The 15,951-nt window shown below is 50.1% G+C and carries 15 protein-coding genes; 5 read left to right on the forward strand and 10 right to left on the reverse strand.

Features of this window, described 5'->3' with window-relative positions; genetic code table 11:
• Positions 1-43 precede the first annotated feature (43 nt).
• Positions 44-727: a LytR/AlgR family response regulator transcription factor gene (locus tag GU926_RS00525; RefSeq protein ID WP_160687995.1), complete on the forward strand. Its 684-nt coding sequence runs from the start codon at positions 44-46 to the stop codon at positions 725-727.
• A gap of 87 nt (positions 728-814) precedes the next feature.
• On the opposite strand, the gene GU926_RS00530 is transcribed toward GU926_RS00525, so the two are convergent.
• From GU926_RS00530 to GU926_RS00555, 6 genes are all read right to left on the reverse strand, one after another.
• Positions 815-1,657 carry a hypothetical protein gene (locus tag GU926_RS00530; RefSeq protein ID WP_160687997.1) on the reverse strand — a complete coding sequence of 281 codons (843 nt, stop codon included), beginning with the start codon at positions 1,655-1,657 and terminating at the stop codon, positions 815-817.
• A 233-nt stretch (positions 1,658-1,890) separates the two neighbouring features.
• Positions 1,891-2,895 (reverse strand): DUF2382 domain-containing protein, encoded by a 1,005-nt coding sequence (locus GU926_RS00535; protein ID WP_232058386.1) that lies wholly within the window; start codon positions 2,893-2,895, stop codon positions 1,891-1,893.
• A 74-nt stretch (positions 2,896-2,969) separates the two neighbouring features.
• A complete protein-coding gene (locus tag GU926_RS00540; protein ID WP_160687999.1) occupies positions 2,970-3,602 on the reverse strand; it encodes an OmpA family protein in 633 nt (210 codons plus the stop codon).
• A 117-nt stretch (positions 3,603-3,719) separates the two neighbouring features.
• A complete protein-coding gene (locus tag GU926_RS00545; RefSeq protein WP_160688001.1) occupies positions 3,720-4,628 on the reverse strand; it encodes a YsnF/AvaK domain-containing protein in 909 nt (302 codons plus the stop codon).
• Positions 4,629-4,693: 65 nt separating this feature from the next.
• A complete protein-coding gene (locus GU926_RS00550; RefSeq protein WP_232058387.1) occupies positions 4,694-5,164 on the reverse strand; it encodes a YsnF/AvaK domain-containing protein in 471 nt (156 codons plus the stop codon).
• A gap of 342 nt (positions 5,165-5,506) precedes the next feature.
• Positions 5,507-6,247, reverse strand: a complete 741-nt coding sequence (locus GU926_RS00555) for a PRC-barrel domain-containing protein (RefSeq protein ID WP_160688003.1) — start codon at positions 6,245-6,247, stop codon at positions 5,507-5,509.
• 244 nt (positions 6,248-6,491) lie between these two features.
• On the opposite strand from GU926_RS00555, the gene GU926_RS00560 reads away from it, so the two are divergent.
• Complete coding sequence (locus tag GU926_RS00560; RefSeq protein WP_232058388.1) at positions 6,492-6,683, forward strand: hypothetical protein; 192 nt, start codon at positions 6,492-6,494, stop codon at positions 6,681-6,683.
• A gap of 26 nt (positions 6,684-6,709) precedes the next feature.
• Here the strand turns inward: GU926_RS00560 and GU926_RS00565 are convergent, their stop codons facing one another.
• The 3 genes from GU926_RS00565 to GU926_RS00575 form a co-directional block, all read right to left on the reverse strand.
• Positions 6,710-7,234 (reverse strand): 2'-5' RNA ligase family protein, encoded by a 525-nt coding sequence (locus GU926_RS00565; RefSeq protein WP_160688007.1) that lies wholly within the window; start codon positions 7,232-7,234, stop codon positions 6,710-6,712.
• A gap of 112 nt (positions 7,235-7,346) precedes the next feature.
• Positions 7,347-9,227, reverse strand: coding sequence for a gamma-glutamyltransferase family protein (locus GU926_RS00570; RefSeq protein ID WP_160688009.1), 1,881 nt, complete (start codon positions 9,225-9,227; stop codon positions 7,347-7,349).
• Positions 9,228-9,331: 104 nt separating this feature from the next.
• Positions 9,332-9,853, reverse strand: coding sequence for an SRPBCC family protein (locus GU926_RS00575; protein WP_232058389.1), 522 nt, complete (start codon positions 9,851-9,853; stop codon positions 9,332-9,334).
• A gap of 327 nt (positions 9,854-10,180) precedes the next feature.
• Here GU926_RS00575 and GU926_RS00580 point away from each other — a divergent pair, with 327 nt between their 5' ends.
• The 3 genes from GU926_RS00580 to GU926_RS00590 all read left to right on the forward strand — a co-directional run bounded on the left by GU926_RS00580 (position 10,181) and on the right by GU926_RS00590 (position 15,073).
• On the forward strand, positions 10,181-12,388 hold the full coding sequence (locus GU926_RS00580) for an acylase (protein WP_160688011.1): 2,208 nt from the start codon (positions 10,181-10,183) through the stop codon (positions 12,386-12,388).
• Between the two features lie 549 nt (positions 12,389-12,937).
• Positions 12,938-13,795 (forward strand): universal stress protein, encoded by an 858-nt coding sequence (locus GU926_RS00585; protein ID WP_160688013.1) that lies wholly within the window; start codon positions 12,938-12,940, stop codon positions 13,793-13,795.
• A gap of 108 nt (positions 13,796-13,903) precedes the next feature.
• The gene (locus tag GU926_RS00590) at positions 13,904-15,073 is read left to right on the forward strand and encodes a L,D-transpeptidase family protein (protein ID WP_160688015.1); all 1,170 of its coding nucleotides are present in this window, start codon (positions 13,904-13,906) and stop codon (positions 15,071-15,073) included.
• Here the strand turns inward: GU926_RS00590 and GU926_RS00595 are convergent.
• On the reverse strand, positions 15,060-15,803 hold the full coding sequence (locus GU926_RS00595) for a pseudouridine synthase (protein WP_160688017.1): 744 nt from the start codon (positions 15,801-15,803) through the stop codon (positions 15,060-15,062). The two genes, GU926_RS00590 and GU926_RS00595, sit on opposite strands and share 14 nt — an antisense overlap.
• Between the last annotated feature and the right edge of the window lie 148 nt (positions 15,804-15,951).

A 15,951-nucleotide genomic window follows, 5' to 3' on the forward strand; every position in this document is an offset into this window, starting at 1 on the left:
CTTGCGTAGCTTTAAGAAACAGATAGATCAGTAGCAGAAGAGCATGAGAGCAATTGCGGTAGATGATGAACCGATGGCCTTGGAAGTGGTAAGGTCTTTGGCCTCCAAAGTGCCGTACCTGGAGCTAGTGGCCACGTTCACAGACGCAATTAAGGCATTGGAATTCTTGCAAAAAGAGCCCATTGACCTGGTGTTTCTGGATATTAAAATGCCCGACATCACGGGCCTTGAGTTTGTGGCCAGCCTCCAGAAAAAGCCTTTAATCATCTTCACCACCGCCTACTCAGAGCACGCTGTCACCAGCTTTGAATTAGATGCGGTGGATTATCTCTTGAAGCCATTTTCCTTGTCCAGGTTTATCAAAGGCTGTAACAAGGCCTATGAACTGTACAACTTCCGGAATGCGCCAGAAGCCGCTGACCATGTATACATCAAGACGGGTTATGAGCAGGTAAAGGTGAGTTTTGACGAAATCCTGTATCTGGAGGCTACGGGTAATTACGTGACCTTCGCCATGGAAAAAGGAGCCAAGCACCTTTCCAGGAGTACCTTCGCGGAAGCCATTAATCTGCTGCCGCAAGAAAAGTTTGCCCGCGTGCATAGATCCTTTCTGGTAGCCTTAGACAAGATTGACAAAGTAGAGCGGCACCAAGTGACCATCCAGAACAAAGAAATACCATTGAGCGATGCCTACCGGCATGACCTGGCTGCGATTTTAGGGAGATAAACTTGCTTTTAAACAAGAATGCTGTTTTTAGCCTCTTTACTAGAAAGAGGCTAAAAACAGCATTCTTCATATTAACCGTTTGTTGGGCTATTTTATAGTGTATTCTAAAATATGGGTCACATTTCCGTAAGTAACCTTAGTAGGTAAATTCCTATCATTGTATTCATACTGCAAATCAATAGTCTTGCTACTTTGGTTTCCTCCTCCATATAAGTGGATTACTGCCTTTGTCATGTTGTTTGGACTAATGGGTTCACTAAAACTTACAAAACCTATTATAGTGTAACCATATAGAAAATTGATTGCCCCAAGTTTATAATATGGGTTCTTTTTATTATCATAGGTGAACGCAATATCAGAGGTCATCTCTTTTAATTCTCCGGTGTTAGTGATGGTGTAGCGTTCCTGTCTACTCACATTGCCCGCCTTGTCATAGGTAAGAAGATAGGCGGCGGCAGATCCATTCGTGCCAGAAGTCTCTGAAGTGTTTATGCGTGAAATCTGACCTTGAGCATTGTATTCAAACGTATAAAAGAGTGGCTCTGTGGGTCTGGTTGGATCGCTAATCAATACGTACTTGTGCTCTATACTAGTTAGTCTTGTATTGGCATCATAAGTGAAGCTATCTTTGTAATGGGCCCCATAGCCTTTCCCTTCTAATGCATTTGAAGTAAGAAGACCATTATTGTTGTAAATATGGGTGGTGGTATTGTCATAGTAGCCATTGGTGCTCTTTTCAGTGAACTGATAGAGAGCTCCCTTGTCATTGTAAGTAAAGTTGTAAGTAAAGGTGCCGTGTTGTGAATCTGTGTCCGTGACGGTGAGTTTGCTTAATTTGATTGTTTGGGTAGTTGCCTCGTCTTTATCATCTGAACAACCAGTAACTAAAACAAATGCGCTCAGACAAAGTAGTTTAAAGAGTTTTTTCATAAAGAAGCTTTAATAGATAAAGAAGAATAGACTTTAAATGGTATAAGCGTGCAAATAAAGCATAATGCTGGAATATGTCGTAATTCAGATGTTTAGGAATAGCTTATGGAAGGTCTATTGCCTCGTTTTTAGGCTATTTCCTAGAAAACAGGCCAAAAACGGCTGGGTAAAAATAAAAAGGCCGGCAAGAATTTCTTGCCGGCCTTTTTGCACTAGGAACAGTTTTGAATGACCTAGATTCTGGTGCTGTTGTCATTGTCCAGACCACCGTCTCTGTTACGGTTAGGGCTTAGTCTGTCGCGGTCCGCGTCCAGGCGGTCACGATCTGAGGTGTCATCCAATCTGTCCACGTCTACCTCAGTAGAGCGCACGGTTTCTTTGATGACTTCATCACGTTCTTCCACGTCTTTTTCCAGGGACACTTCCTCCACCACTCGGGCTTCTTTGTTGACTACGGGCACCTCGGCGTGCTCGGTCAGTTCAATTTCTCCTTCTTTAAACGAGTTGAGGTCGGCATCAGTGGCGGGGCGGTTCACAGGATTGCGTTCTACCACCACGCGTTCTTCGCGCAGGCGCACGTGCTCCTCAACGGGTTGCTCTACAATTCTGCTGCTCACATGCACACCGCCTTTTTCTACCTCGCGCTTTTCAATTTCCAGGTTCTCCTCAATGATGGGAATGGTCTTGTCGCCTTCTGCGCTAGGCGTACGGCGCTGTCTGAAAGCCTGGTCAGAATACAAGTCATTGTTGTAGTAGTCACGGTCACGGTCGTGGTCATGGTCTCCAGTGACGGCATCTGCCACGTTGTGGGCGGCACCTGTAACAGCGGCAGCGGCACCTGCGGCGGCGGCGCCAAGGCTGCCAAACACGTTTCTAACCGAGTCTTCCACCTCGCGGCCAAAGTGTCCCTTCTCATACGTAGGCAAGGCTCTGAACTGCTCCACAGTCACAGATGGAAGAATCACGTCATCGTCAGAATCATGCAACTGCGCCATGCCAATGGGCACTAACACGTCACGCGGTTCCAGGTCCAGTACGCTTCCTTCCAGGTCCACTACCATGTAGCGCACTTTGCGGGAGTTAGTGTCAAAAATGAGTTCTTCCACTTCCCCAATGGTTTGGCCTTGCTGGTTCTTAACGGTCCATCCTTTGATGTTGGGCTGTCCGTCTACAATTTCATAGTCACTGCCGCCTAACTCTTGTAGGTGGCTTTGTGGGTTAAAATAATCTCTTTCCATAGTAGTATAGGTTGAAGTACTGCGCACAGTACCGGTTTGAATTGATTGAAAAATGATAATGCTTGGGCAAGCCGCTACGACTTACGTACCACAATTTGCACCCGACGATTCTGCTGGCGTCCTTCGGCGGTAGCGTTGGTGGCTACCGGGTTAGCCTCACCCACGGGGTGCAAAGATACATGGTCTTTGGAAACGTTGCCGTTGTCCACCAACCAGGACTGCACGGCCTGGGTGCGCTCTTCGGCTAGTTCTTTGTTGTAACCGGCGCTTCCCTGGGCATCTGTGTAGCCATAGACACGCACATTGCCACCGCTAAAGCGTTTATTGATGGAAGCTGCCACCTGTTTCAGTTTATCAGCGGCCTGCGGTTGAATAGTGGCCTTGTCATTGTCAAAAAGAATGGTCTCATCCATGGTATACACGGCATAGTCATCATTGCCACGCACCTCAATGTCCTTGTCTGTGATTTCATCATAGGCGGCCACAGGGGCGTTCAGATCAAGACTGTTCCAGTCATCATCAGTGTCCATATCTGAGTCTGTGGTGGTGGCAGTGGTAGACTCTGTGGTGGTAGTGGTGGTTTCTACTTCATCCTCACGGTCACAGCCGCGCAGCAAGAAGAACAATAAGGCAATTCCTAGTAAGGCAAGTAGCAGCCAAAGCCACCAGGGCTTACTGCTTTTGGGTTGAACATCTAAATCAGCCATAGTTTTATTTTGTTTGGGTTAGGTTGGGAATTCCTGCCAAAACCCGTCTGACAGGAGGGGATAATAAAGGCGGCTACCGCTGGGCAGTAGCCGCCTTTCATAATCTATTGTGGTAGGTTAGATTTTAGTGGAACGGTCATTGTCCAAACCGCCGGTTCTGTTGCGGTCAGCATCCAGACGATCATTGTTCAAACGGTCTTTGTCCAAGCGGTCCCGGTCAGTGGTGTTCAGTTTGTCCACGTCTACCTCAGTAGAACGCACGGTGTCTCTGATGACCTCGTCGCGTTCTTCTACCTCTTTGCCTAAGGAGACTTCCTCCACCACGCGGGCGTTTTTGTTCACTACCGGAACTTCTTCACGTTCGCGCATCTCAATGTCGCCTTCCTTAAAGGAGTTGAAGTCTGCCTCGGTGGCTGGGCGGTCTACTGCATGGCGTTCTACGCGCACGTGCTCAGAGCGCAGACGCAGGTTTTCCTCTACCGGACGCTCTACAATTCTACTGCGCAAGCGGGCTCCGCCGGTTTCTACTTCGCGTTTGCCAACTTCCAGGTTTTCTTCAATGATGGGAATGGACGTGTTGCCGGTACGGGCATTGTCTGTCCAACCGCTTGACTTGAAGCCATACTCAGAGGCGCGCTGATCCATGTCCACTGATCCATACTGGTCCAGGATGCGGGCGGCGCTTTGTGCTTCCATGGGGTTCTGGGCATGCACGGTAACTACGCACTCACTGGTGCGGGCTACGCTAGAATATGCTCTGGCGGTGGTGTCATCATCTGAGAACAAGGACTTGAAGAAGCCAGAAATGCCGTCATTGTCTGTGGCGTCATGGGCCAGAGACTCATTGCGGGTATCTCCTAAATGGGAGTTAGAGGGCCCGGTGGTGCCTCTGCTGGTGCCCGTGGCGCCTTGTGTGCCATTGGATACATCTATGCGGTCATTGGAAATGCCTGAAGATTTCAACTCTTGTACTGCTCTTTGTGCTTCTGATGAGCTATCGAATACTCCTATTACTGTCTGTGCCATAGTTTTAAATTGAATTGACTGGTTAAAAATGAAACAAATAAAAAATTAGGAGCAGAAACCCGGGCTTACAAAGGCTCATTAGCCGAGTCTGGAGCGTCAGGGGAGATGCGCTCCACTCTGATCTCTTCCTTGCGCAGGTTCACCTGTTGTACATCATGGGTCTGCGTTATATTTTTAGTGATGTGTAGTTCTTCTACTACCATCAGGCGCTTCTGTACCACCATCACTTCTTGCACTATTGGAATAATCATGGTGTCGCCTTCATACCTGATGGGTGGCGGCGGCGTGTCTACATACTCATTCACGGGGACGCGCTGGATATCATGTTCTTCCTGCAGCAGGGGAATGTTAATGGGCACTTCTTGCTCGCTCACCACCTTGGTGATTCTCACGGCGCCTTTCTCCACCATTCTTTTCTCTACCTGCACCCGCTCCTCAATAACCGGAATGGTCATTGATTCTGGTCGGTGTTGGTGGGCCTGTGCATTCTGAAGGTTGTCTCGTTCCTGGAGAGATTCATTCTCATGATTTTCCATTTGATTCTATTTTTCTGTCCCTGTGGTAAACTAAACGACGGAGAAGCAAGGAGGTTGGTTAAAGAATGAAAAATAATTGTACTTTTTGGTTTTAGGCCAAAGTGGAGGATTCGCTTTCAGGCAAGATGGTTCTAAATAAAAACTAGGTTTACTTCTTATAGAATAAGAAATATGTGCGAAGGATTAAACGAATGGAAATAGGTATACGGGAAGATGAATATTAAAATATGTAGGTGGTGGTATATACTGATTTACCGGTGTAAGTGGAGATAAAATAAAAAAAACCTGCCTACCCATTGGGGACGGGTAGGCAGGTTTCAGAGGAGGGAAGGAATAATATACTTAAGAAGAACGATCAGAATCTTGGTCTAGGTGCTGGGGTGGAATGCTGACATCGCTTAGGTGTACCTCCGTTTTTTTGACGGTTTCATAGATGGTTTCTTCGTGCAATTCTACCTCTTTACCAATGACAATTTCTTCCACCACAAATGGCGTTTTATGAAGCGTTGGTACTTCTATGCGCTCCTTCAATTCAATGGTGCCTTCCTGAAAACTTGCCAGATCTTTCTCTGAGAAGGTAGTGTCAAATGCAATCTGTTTAGGATACGCCTGACCGGTCTTCGTCTGACTATTTTCCTGGTTAAAAGAAGCCGTAGATGCCTGGAGGTTTTGTTCCTGTTCTATTTGGATAGAGGGCTCTCCCGCGAAAACCCGTAGCACTTTTGTCTCCAGCTCTTGGTTCAATCTGCCTTTTTGATAGGAGGGTAGCGCCATCAGTTGGGAGGTGCTTACTTTAGAGAGCACTACCACTTTGGCGTTTTCCTGTACCTCTGTCATGCCCACCGGCACCAGCACCTGCCTTGGCTCCAGATGGCTTTGGTTGTCCTGCAAATCTAAGACGGCATAGCGCACTTTCCCAGCTGAGGCATCATAAAGCAATTCTTTCACCCGGCCCATGAACTGGTTTTGCAGGTCTATCACCTCCCAGCCCCTGATGTCGGGTGTGCCTTTGGCTACTTCATAATTGGATTCGCCCAGTTCCTGCAAATGATATTTTGAGTTTGAATATCCGCTGTTTTCCATACTGCACACGCTTAGGTCAATGAATGTCTAGGATTTGGTGTACGCGCCGGCGGTGGGTATGTTGATGATCAAAATGGATGGTGGGTAGAATTTAGGAAGAGCAAGGCGTTTTTGGGCTGTCTTCATTAAAATAGCCTAAAATCGACAAATGGACTTTTCTCAAGGGCAGGTAAGGAAAGATGAAATCAAACAAAGTCATTTAGTGTTATCTTCATGCAAAGAAATAGAGCGTTGATAGATGGATATGACTCAGGATGAATTTGATGTAAACTATGCAGATGCACTGGAGAATATTCTGGTAGGCTTGGCGCAACACTCAGACATTGACCCTCAAAAGTTCTTCCACCTGGCCTGCGTAATAGAAAACCTTCGGTTTTTTAGCCCGGTGCTGTACGGAGCTATCCAGCAGGCCAAGGAAGAAAGCCCATCTGAGTAGCGAATGGTCTTTTCCATTAAAGGCTGTTAGGAGGCCAGGCTTTCTGCTTGGTTAAAATCAAATTGTTGCAAAAACTGCCAGGGACCGTTTAGGTATTTGAAAAGCATTACACCGGTGGCCTTGGTGGTAAAGGGTTTGAACTCACCGTTTAGTTTGTGCAGAAGGGCCTTGGCTGCTTCAGGTGTTACCTTGTTTTGAACAGTGACATGCGGCCTTAGCTTTTGTTGGTCTTGCGCCGTCAACGCAGGGAGCCAGCGCTGCCGAAGTTGAGCGTGAAATGTTAGCAGAGTTTCACTTTCCAGTTTAAACGCCACGCCCCGGCCTAAGGGCAGTAATCCTGTCACTTCCAGTAAGAAAGGTTTCTGGCTTAGGCAAACCTCACGTACCGTTTCCATTATTTCTTTCTCTGGAATTGTAAGGTGGTGAAACAAGGTGAGGTGCGCGTGTAGGTAATTGCGTTCAGGTGGGAAATGCAGGGTTCTTAGCGCATTAAAATACGCCTGGGCCGCTGGGTCCAGGGAGAGGGTTAAAATGAGGGGCGTTTGTTCCATATACGTGTACTGGATTTCATCTATAAACGAAAAAGCCGCTCTAAGTTGGAGCGGCTTTTTCGTTTATAGATTTTTAATTGATGCGGAGGATGAGGGCGGTTGGGAATTTGATTTACCAACCTATGCCGTAGTCTTCGCCGTGGTTGCTGGAGCCTCCCCAGAAACTGCCGTGCGTCCAGTCAAAATAGATGGCGTTGATAGGGCCGCTGGTACGGTCGTCAAAGCTTAGGATGTAGCCCATCTTCTTGAGTTGTGCGCGTACCTCCTCTGGCGTAGTGTCATTCAATAAGATTTGGCCTGGCTTGGGTTTGCGGTCATCGGTTTTGGTGCCGCCCAGAGAAAGCCATAACTGGTTGGTGTTGAAGTTAGCTGCCTCAGAAGCCTGTTGCACCGTCATGCCAAACTCTGCCATGTTCAGGAAAAATTGCAGTAGGTTCTGATCCTGGGTATCGCCGCCCTGCACCGCGAAGGAAAGGAACGGCTTGCCGTCTTTTAGGGCCATGGAAGGGGTGAGGGTCACTCTGGGACGCTTGCCGGGTGCTACCACGTTGAAGGGGTTCAAAGAGGCATCCAATACAAAGCTTTGCATGCGTTGGCTCATGCCCACGCCAGTGTTGCCGGCAATGGTGGCCGGCAGCCAGCCGCCGCTGGGTGTAATGGACACCACCCAGCCTTCCTTGTCGGCGGCTTCTACGGTGGTGGTGCCCAGCCAGAGACGTTCCTGGTACTCGGCCAGCGAAGACTCGTTTCTGGTGTCATGCTTGGGCGCGAAGTTGCGTTTGGTGGTATCCATCTCATAGCCTCGTTCTTTCAGCAGCTTCAGATAGGGATTGGTCTTGCCTTCAAACGGATAAGGGTCTCCGGGACCGATGTTGGGATTGTTCTGGTCCATTTTGATGAGACTGGCGCGCTGTCTGGCATAGGCCTCGCTCAGCAATCCCTTCATGGGTTCTTCCGGGGCAAACCTGGAGTCGCCGTAGTAGAAATCGCGGTCCGCGAAGGAGAGGTTCATGGCCTGGTACAGCGTATGGATGTAGGGAGCGCTGTTGTAACCCATCTTTTTCAGGTCGAAATTCTCCAGGATGTTCAACGCTTGCAACAACACCGGGCCCTGTGTCCACTGCTGCAGTTTGTACACGTCAATGCCTTTGTAGTTGACAGAAAGCGGTTCCTCTTCCAGAGGTTTCCATCTGGCCAGATCCTGCAGGGTAATCAAGCCGCCCTGTTCCTGGGCGCCGCGCACAAATTCCTTCGCAATGTCTCCGGTATAAAAGCGGTCATAGGCGGCCATGATGGCGTCCTTGCGGCTCTTGCCTTTTTTAAGGGCGGCGCGCTCAGCCTCTACTAGTTTAGTGAGTGTTTGCAACAGGTCTTTCTGAACAAAGATTTCGCCGGCCTCTGGGGCTTCGCGCTTTTCACCTGGGTGAGTTAAAAACACCTTTTTGCTGTAGGGCCACTGCTTGATTTGTTCCTTGCCGCGCTCCATGCTGTTGGCAGTCTGCGCGTCTATGGGATAGCCGGCGGCCAGGTCCATGGCCGGGGCCAGCACCTGTTCCAAACTCATGGTACCGTAGTTAGCCAGCATGTGCATGAGGCCACCCGGCGTGCCGGGCGTAGTGGCGGCCAGCGGACCGTACTCCGGCGGAAAGTTATAGCCTTTGCTCTTGAAGAACTCAGGAGTGGCACCGGTTGGAGCCACGCCCATGGCATTCAAGGCAATGACTTTTTTAGTCTTGGGATTATAAATCAAGGCCTGCGTTTCGCCGCCCCAGCTCAGGACGTCCCACATGGTGCAGGTGGCTGCCAGCATGGCGCAGGCCGCATCTACCGCGTTTCCGCCTTTCTGGAAGGTCATGGCCCCAGCAGTGGCCGCAAGCGGTTTACCCGTAATGGCCATCCAGTTCTTGCCATGCAAAGGTGGTTTCTGGGTTTGTTGCGCCAAGACGCTTCCGGTAAGCAGCAGGCCTACCGCGAAGGAGAGAATATGTTTCATGGTTTTGTTAGGTAGAGAGTAGAGGGAGTGAGTCTGTTTTTAGACGAGGAAGATACAAAGCGTGCGGTTAGGAATTTCTACTTCGGGCAAAAGAAGATCCGGTTTCATTGTGTCTCCGACAAGTATGCTTCTGCCTTGCCAGACTCGGCGTATTCTTTGATAATCTGGTTTCTTTCCAGTAGCAGCCGTTTCATATACTTGGTGAGTACCAGATGATTGGCCAGAGTGCCTAAAATGCCCAGCGGAGAGGCAAAGGTGAATACATCTTTTACCAGGGTCCCGCCGCCTGGCCTGGGCGTGAAATGATGCTCATGCCTGAAACTCTTAAACGCGCCCTGCACCATTTCATCTACAAAAAAATGAGGTCTTTCAAAGGCGGTGATTTTACTGGTTAGGGTTTGCCAAAAGCCAAAATGTTGGGCGCGCCAGGTCACGGTTTCGCCTAATTGAAGAAGCCCAGAGGTTCTGCCGGCAATGGCGCGTTCACCCGTTTTCTGGGTGGAGAGTATATGCAGGTCAATACTTCGGGACAAATCAAAACAGACATCTGGCGGGGCTTCCATAAACGTCTCTAACTGTAGCGTAGGCATATGTATGGTGAAGTTGGTGAAGGTTCTGCCGTTCATCTGTAAAAGCAGATGAGTTCCTGCTGCCGTTTTTGGGCTATTTTCTGGAAAACAAGCCAAAAACGAAGTCCATGGTACGGCTGTGGTGTTTTAAATATACGCGCCTTTGTTGCCAATTTCTCGAGAGGATAGAGGGTTTATTTGACCGGGCAGTATGTGAGGTATTTGTACAAGATTGAAATAATTGCCACCTTTTACCTTTGGTAGAAATTCGCACTAAGTAGGAGCTTCCATTCTGGGTGGTGTGAAGTAGATTGTTCCTATTGAGAGCCATCACCATTCTTATAGTGTTTAGTGCCGGCCTTACGCTTCAAACAGACTCATCTTATGAACCTTTTGTCTAGAAAGATTGCCGTTTACCTGCTGTTTCTTTCCTGTTTTCTTTCTTGTACCTCCAGTGAGCAGGGCGTCTCCACCAAAGACCAGCAGATATGGAAAGAACAGGCCGCCAGAGTCACCATCATCAGAGATGATTTCGGGGTGCCGCACGTATATGGGAAATCTGACGCAGACGCCGTCTTTGGGTTGTTGTATGCTCAGTGCGAGGATGATTTTAACCGCGTGGAGCGCAACTACCTCTGGGCCATTGGCCGCTTAGCCGAAGTAGAGGGTGAGGAAATGCTCTACAGTGATCTGCGCGCGCGCCTGTACATGACCCAGGAAGAAGCCATGCAGCACTATGAGAAAAGCCCGGAATGGTTAAAAACGCTTTGCCGCGCCTTTGCAGATGGTGTCAACTACTACCTGTACACGCACCCCGAGGTGAAGCCCAAACTCCTGACTCACTTTGAGCCCTGGATGCCCATGTACTTCACCGAAGGCTCTATTGGCGGCGATATTGAAAGCATTTCAACGGCCCGGGTGAAAGCCTTTTATGAATCCAGGCAATCTCTGGGGTACAATCGCTCCGGCAACGGGTTGGTACAGCCGGGCCTGCTGGAAGAGCCCAAAGGCTCCAACGGTTTCGCTATTGCGGGTAAGCACACCGCCTCTGGTAATGCCATGCTGCTGATCAATCCGCATACGTCCTTTTTCTTCAGGGGAGAAGTGCACGCCGTGAGCGAGGAAGGCTTGAATGCCTACGGTGCCGTAACCTGGGGACAGTTTTTCATCTACCAGGGCTTTAATGAAAAAACCGGCTGGATGCACACCTCGGCGTACACAGACGTGATTGATGAATTTGAGGAAACCATTGTCAAAGAGAAAGACCAATACTTTTACAAATACGGCTCAGAGAAACGCCCTGTGGCCACGTCTAGCGTCACGCTTTCTTACAAAGTTGGGGATGAGATCAAGCAAAAGACGTTTCCCACCTACAGAACCCACCACGGCCCCATCACCCACCAGAACGGTGACAAATGGGTGGCCACCGCCCTCATGTGGAAACCAGTGCAGGCCCTCACGCAGTCTTTCATTAGAACCAAGCAAAGCAACTTAAAGGAGTTCAACCAGATGATGCAGATGCGCACCAACTCTTCTAACGGCACGGTGTACGCAGACGCAGACGGCAACATTGCCTATTACCACGGCAACTTCTTCCCGCGCCGAGACACCTCTTTTGATTACTCCAGACCTGTAGACGGCAGCAACCCCAAAACCGACTGGAACGGCCTGCATTCCCTGGAGGAAACCATCATTGTCACCAACCCGCCCAACGGCTGGATTCAGAACTGTAACTCCACGCCCTTCACCAGCGCCGGCGAGTACAGTCCTAAAAGAGAAAACTATCCCGCCTACATGGCCCCGTCGCCAGAGAACTACCGGGGCATCCACGCCATTAGGTTGTTGAAAAAAGCCGATGACCTGACTCTGGAAAAACTAATCAAATTGGCGTATGACCCGTACCTGCCGGCTTTTGAGGTATTGATACCGGGTCTGGTGAAAGCCTATGACGCGCAGAAGCCAACCGATCCCAACCTGAAAGAAGCCATTGAGGTTCTGCGCAACTGGGACTATGCCGTGTCCAAGGAATCTGTGCCCATGTCACTGGCTCATTTCTATGCCACCAATTCGTTTAAAAACGGCAGCGCCCCCAAAGCACTGACCGGCCTGATAGACAGAATAGAATTTTACGCCAAAGCATCTTCTGAGAAAGAGCGCCTGGAGATTTTCAAGCAGACAATTGCGCGACTGGAACTGGACTTTGGCTCCTGGAAAACCCCTTGGGGCGAGATCAACCGATACCAACGCCTGACCGGAGAAATCAAGCAACCGTTCAATGACCAGAAACCCAGCCTGCCCATTGGCATGGCCTCGGGCAACTGGGGAGCGCTGGCTTCTTTTGGCGCCAATTCATACAACACCAAGCGCTTGTACGGCACCTCGGGCAACAGCTTTGTGGCGGTGGTAGAGTTCGGGGACAGGGTAAAGGCGAAGTCTATGCTGGCAGGCGGCCAGAGCGGCGATCCCAATTCCCCGCATTTTGACGACCAAGCCCAGCGCTACGCAAACGTTAAATTCAAAGACGTGGCCTATTACCGCGAGGACGTAGAGAAGCGCGCCAAAGCCACCTACCACCCCGGCGAAAAGCATTAAAGTACCATAGACCTTCGGGCGCTTATTGCTGAGCAGAGGCGAAATTATAATGAGTCCTGGTTTCAGACAACATATGTCATCTGAAGCCAGGATTCATTTTCTATACACCGTTTTTGGCTTGTTTTCCAGAAAACAGGCCAAAAACGACAATTACCCATTATGGTAACCATGGTGCAGGCGTCGGCATGATATGGGATATTCAACCTGAAAAATCATTTTATGAATTGAGTCAACGTTCCTGCTCACTACAGAAATAATTGACGCAGGATGGGCGCTTGCAGTAAGGTGGCCTACCGGTAACCGAAAACCGTTTTTGGCTTGTTTCCCAGAAAATGGCCCAAAAACGACCTTTGTCCCAATGCCTGAGGCAAGGGGAAATTACGGTAAAATGTGATGGGCGCATGCGGGTTATACGTATATGATAAGGATCCCTCTTTCAGGTGCTGCCGGTCATATTTACCTGTGGTTACCTGTGTCATCTTTGCGGGAGCACTTGTGGTACACCCACTGCGCGCCTTTTCATTGTTCACCTCCTTTTATGCTACTACTATGAAAGCCATCCTGGTACCCACAGACTTCTCAGACAATGCCCGCAACGCCATCCAGTTTGCAGCGGCCATTGCCCGTAAAACGCAGGCCAAACTGATCATGGCCCACATCATTCATCTGCCGGTGGCCCCCATTGAGAGCGGGCTGGTCATGCCCCCAGACATGCAACTGGAGGAGGAGTTTTCAAAAGAGCTGGAGATGGCTGCCCAAAACCTGCGGGCCGAATACCAGGATCAGTTTGCCATAGAGACCATTTGCCAATATGGCTATCTCACCGGCGACCTGAATGAACTGGTCAAAACCCACGGCGTGGACTTAGTGGTGATGGGCACCAAAGGCGCCACCAACTTTCTGGATAGCCTGATAGGGACCAACGCGGCAGAGTTCAGCAAGTCTGCCCATTGTCCGGTGCTGATGATTCCGGGAGTGGCCCAGTACCAGGACATTCAGCACATAGCCTACGCCTCTGATTTTGTGAGTGATGAGCACGTGTTTCTGCCCCAGCTGAGCCAACTGGCCCAGGCCTTTGGCGCGCGGGTCTCTATTGTGAACGTAGTGGGCGAGGGGGAGGAAACATCTGGCAAAGACGGGCATCAGTTACAAGAACTTTTGGGGCAGTTCCCGCAACTGTCTTGCTGCGTGGCTCAGATACGAGATAAGGATATAGTGCACGGCCTGCATGACTTTGTAGAGCAAAACCAAGCCGATGTACTGGCCGTGTCCATGCACAAGCGGGGCTTTTTTGATGACCTTTTCCATAGCAGTGTCACCAAGCAACTCATGCACCATACCACCGTGCCGCTGCTCACCCTCCCTGAAAAACCTTATCGCCTAGCCCCGTCTTCTTCTCAGGCCTGAGAGCCGTTTACTACTTAGGCAAGTTTTAGGCAGGCTGGATGGGCAATTGGTACGATGATAACTTGGCTTCTTTCTGCCGGGCTTTCGCGGCCCATAATGTTGAGTGATATGTTCAGATGGTGTTTTCTTCTGCTGTTTCTGGTCACGTTGGCGCTTTCTTTTCCCTTGCAGGCGCAACAGGTGGCCTTTGTGCCGTCGGCGCAGCAAGAGCACTTGTTGGCAGCTATGCAGCAGTACCAGAAAATAGTGGAGAGCCAGGAGTGGGTTTCATTCCCCGGGGATGTCTGCGTGAAGCCTGGCACGGTAGACAAATTGGTGCCCCGTCTCAGAAAGATGCTGTGCCTCACCCAGGACCTTGCTCAATGCTCTGCGGCAGATAGTAGTCTTTTTGATGAACCCCTAACGGCGGCGGTCAAGCGGTTTCAGAAACGGCACGGCCTGGCTCCAGACGGCGTAGTGGGCTGCCAGACCTTGACCGCCATGAATGTGTCACCCGCCCAGCGCCTGCGCCAAATTCAACTGAACCTGGCCCGCTGGCAGGATACCACTTATATGCAGCCAGCGGGCACTCCGTTGGTGGTGGTCAACATTCCAGACTTCCTTCTTCAGGTAATCAATCAACATGGGCAAACCGTTTGGAGCACTCCCGTGATTGTGGGGCAACCCCAGAAGATGTACCAGACGGTGCCTCTGCACAGCAAAATAAGCTACCTGGTGGTACGCCCCACCTGGAACCTGCCCAAGAGTATCATCCAGCGGGAAATTATACCAGCAATTAGACGAGACGCAACCTATCTGGCTAAGAACAACATGAGGTTGTACACAGAGGTGAAAGGCCACCTGGTGCCCATAGGAGTAAAGCAGGTGAACTGGAAGACCGTCGATGGCAGAAAGCTCACCATTATTCAAAGCCCAGGCCCTAAGAACGCGCTGGGGCAGCTCAAATTCATTTTCGCCAACCCGCATGACATTTATTTGCATGACACGCCGGTCAGGTCTTTGTTCAAGCATCCGGTGCGTACGTACAGTCATGGCTGCGTTCGCGTGCAGAATCCAGAAAAGCTGGCTTCGTTTCTGCTAAGTCCAGACTGGAACAAACCCCGTCCTTTTTCCTTGGCCCATGATACACGGGTGAATGAAAATGTATTCTTACCTAAGCCGGTGTCCATCCAGATCAGGTACTTTACCTGTTGGGTAGACGGACAGGGGATTTTGCAGTTCAGGGAGGATGTGTACGGGTTGGATCAAAGCGTGCTTGACCTGGCTACTCTGGAGTAGAAGGGGCAGCTCTTAGTTCTTCTTGCTCCTCCATTACAGCCTCCCAACCGAACTCCCGGCACAGGCGGGCCATGTTATTTGGGAGCGGAGTTTTGATAGTAACTATCTGCCCCGTAAACGGATGCTCAAACGTGAGGGAGGCAGCATGCAGCAAGAGACTGGGACTGTTTAGCCTCTCCAGAAACATGAGGTTGTGGCGCCAGTCTCCGTGTTTTTTGTCTCCTATGATGTAGTGGCGGGCATGTGCGAAGTGCTTGCGGATCTGGTGCATTCTGCCGGTTTCTGGCTTTATTTTGACCAGGCTATACCGCGCCGTCTGGTACCGTCCAACGGGGATGGGAAGTTCTACCGTGGCCAGGCGCGTAAAATGGGTGACGGCCTCTTGCGCCTCCTTGTGCTGGTGGTCTTTGTCTGGCCTGATAGGGCTGTCAATGGTGCCGCTCTCAGGTGCGTACCCGCGTACTATGGCATAATAAGTTTTGTCTGGCTGGCGTTCTGCAAAAGCCTTGACCAGGGGAGCCGTGGCCTCGGGGCTTTTGGCGAATAACAGTACGCCAGAGGTGCCCCTGTCCAGCCGGTGCACCGCGTGCAGCCTATACCCTAACTGGTCCCGAAGCATCTGCAAGGCAAACTCCTTTTTCTCCTCTGCAATTCGGGTTCTGTGCACCAATAATCCGTTTGGTTTATGGATGGCCACGTAGTGCGCGTCTTCGTAAATTATCTCCAGCAAAATTCAGTTTTTGAATGAGGAAAATTACTGAAAATATGCCAGACCAACGGTAGAATGGCCATGACCTCAGGACAATCTCTTTTGGCATAATTCATTCCCGATTTAGTGTAACCTTGCTTCTGGCTAGTCTTGAATGGGTTTATTGCTG

Origin of the sequence: Nibribacter ruber (genome assembly GCF_009913235.1) — a bacterium.
Classification (GTDB): domain Bacteria; phylum Bacteroidota; class Bacteroidia; order Cytophagales; family Hymenobacteraceae; genus Nibribacter; species Nibribacter ruber.

What these genes read in the sequence shown, in the direction of transcription:
- GU926_RS00560 (WP_232058388.1), top strand. Translation starts at nt 6,492, where the DNA reads ATGACTCAGGATGAATTTGATGTAAACTATGCAGATGCACTGGAGAAT.
- GU926_RS00545 (WP_160688001.1), bottom strand. Translation starts at nt 4,628, where the DNA reads ATGGCACAGACAGTAATAGGAGTATTCGATAGCTCATCAGAAGCACAA.
- GU926_RS00590 (WP_160688015.1), top strand. Translation starts at nt 13,904, where the DNA reads ATGTTCAGATGGTGTTTTCTTCTGCTGTTTCTGGTCACGTTGGCGCTT.
- GU926_RS00580 (WP_160688011.1), top strand. Translation starts at nt 10,181, where the DNA reads ATGAACCTTTTGTCTAGAAAGATTGCCGTTTACCTGCTGTTTCTTTCC.
- GU926_RS00525 (WP_160687995.1), top strand. Translation starts at nt 44, where the DNA reads ATGAGAGCAATTGCGGTAGATGATGAACCGATGGCCTTGGAAGTGGTA.
- GU926_RS00585 (WP_160688013.1), top strand. Translation starts at nt 12,938, where the DNA reads ATGAAAGCCATCCTGGTACCCACAGACTTCTCAGACAATGCCCGCAAC.
- GU926_RS00530 (WP_160687997.1), bottom strand. Translation starts at nt 1,657, where the DNA reads ATGAAAAAACTCTTTAAACTACTTTGTCTGAGCGCATTTGTTTTAGTT.
- GU926_RS00540 (WP_160687999.1), bottom strand. Translation starts at nt 3,602, where the DNA reads ATGGCTGATTTAGATGTTCAACCCAAAAGCAGTAAGCCCTGGTGGCTT.
- GU926_RS00550 (WP_232058387.1), bottom strand. Translation starts at nt 5,164, where the DNA reads ATGGAAAATCATGAGAATGAATCTCTCCAGGAACGAGACAACCTTCAG.
- GU926_RS00570 (WP_160688009.1), bottom strand. Translation starts at nt 9,227, where the DNA reads ATGAAACATATTCTCTCCTTCGCGGTAGGCCTGCTGCTTACCGGAAGC.
- GU926_RS00535 (WP_232058386.1), bottom strand. Translation starts at nt 2,895, where the DNA reads ATGGAAAGAGATTATTTTAACCCACAAAGCCACCTACAAGAGTTAGGC.
- GU926_RS00555 (WP_160688003.1), bottom strand. Translation starts at nt 6,247, where the DNA reads ATGGAAAACAGCGGATATTCAAACTCAAAATATCATTTGCAGGAACTG.
- GU926_RS00575 (WP_232058389.1), bottom strand. Translation starts at nt 9,853, where the DNA reads ATGAACGGCAGAACCTTCACCAACTTCACCATACATATGCCTACGCTA.
- GU926_RS00565 (WP_160688007.1), bottom strand. Translation starts at nt 7,234, where the DNA reads ATGGAACAAACGCCCCTCATTTTAACCCTCTCCCTGGACCCAGCGGCC.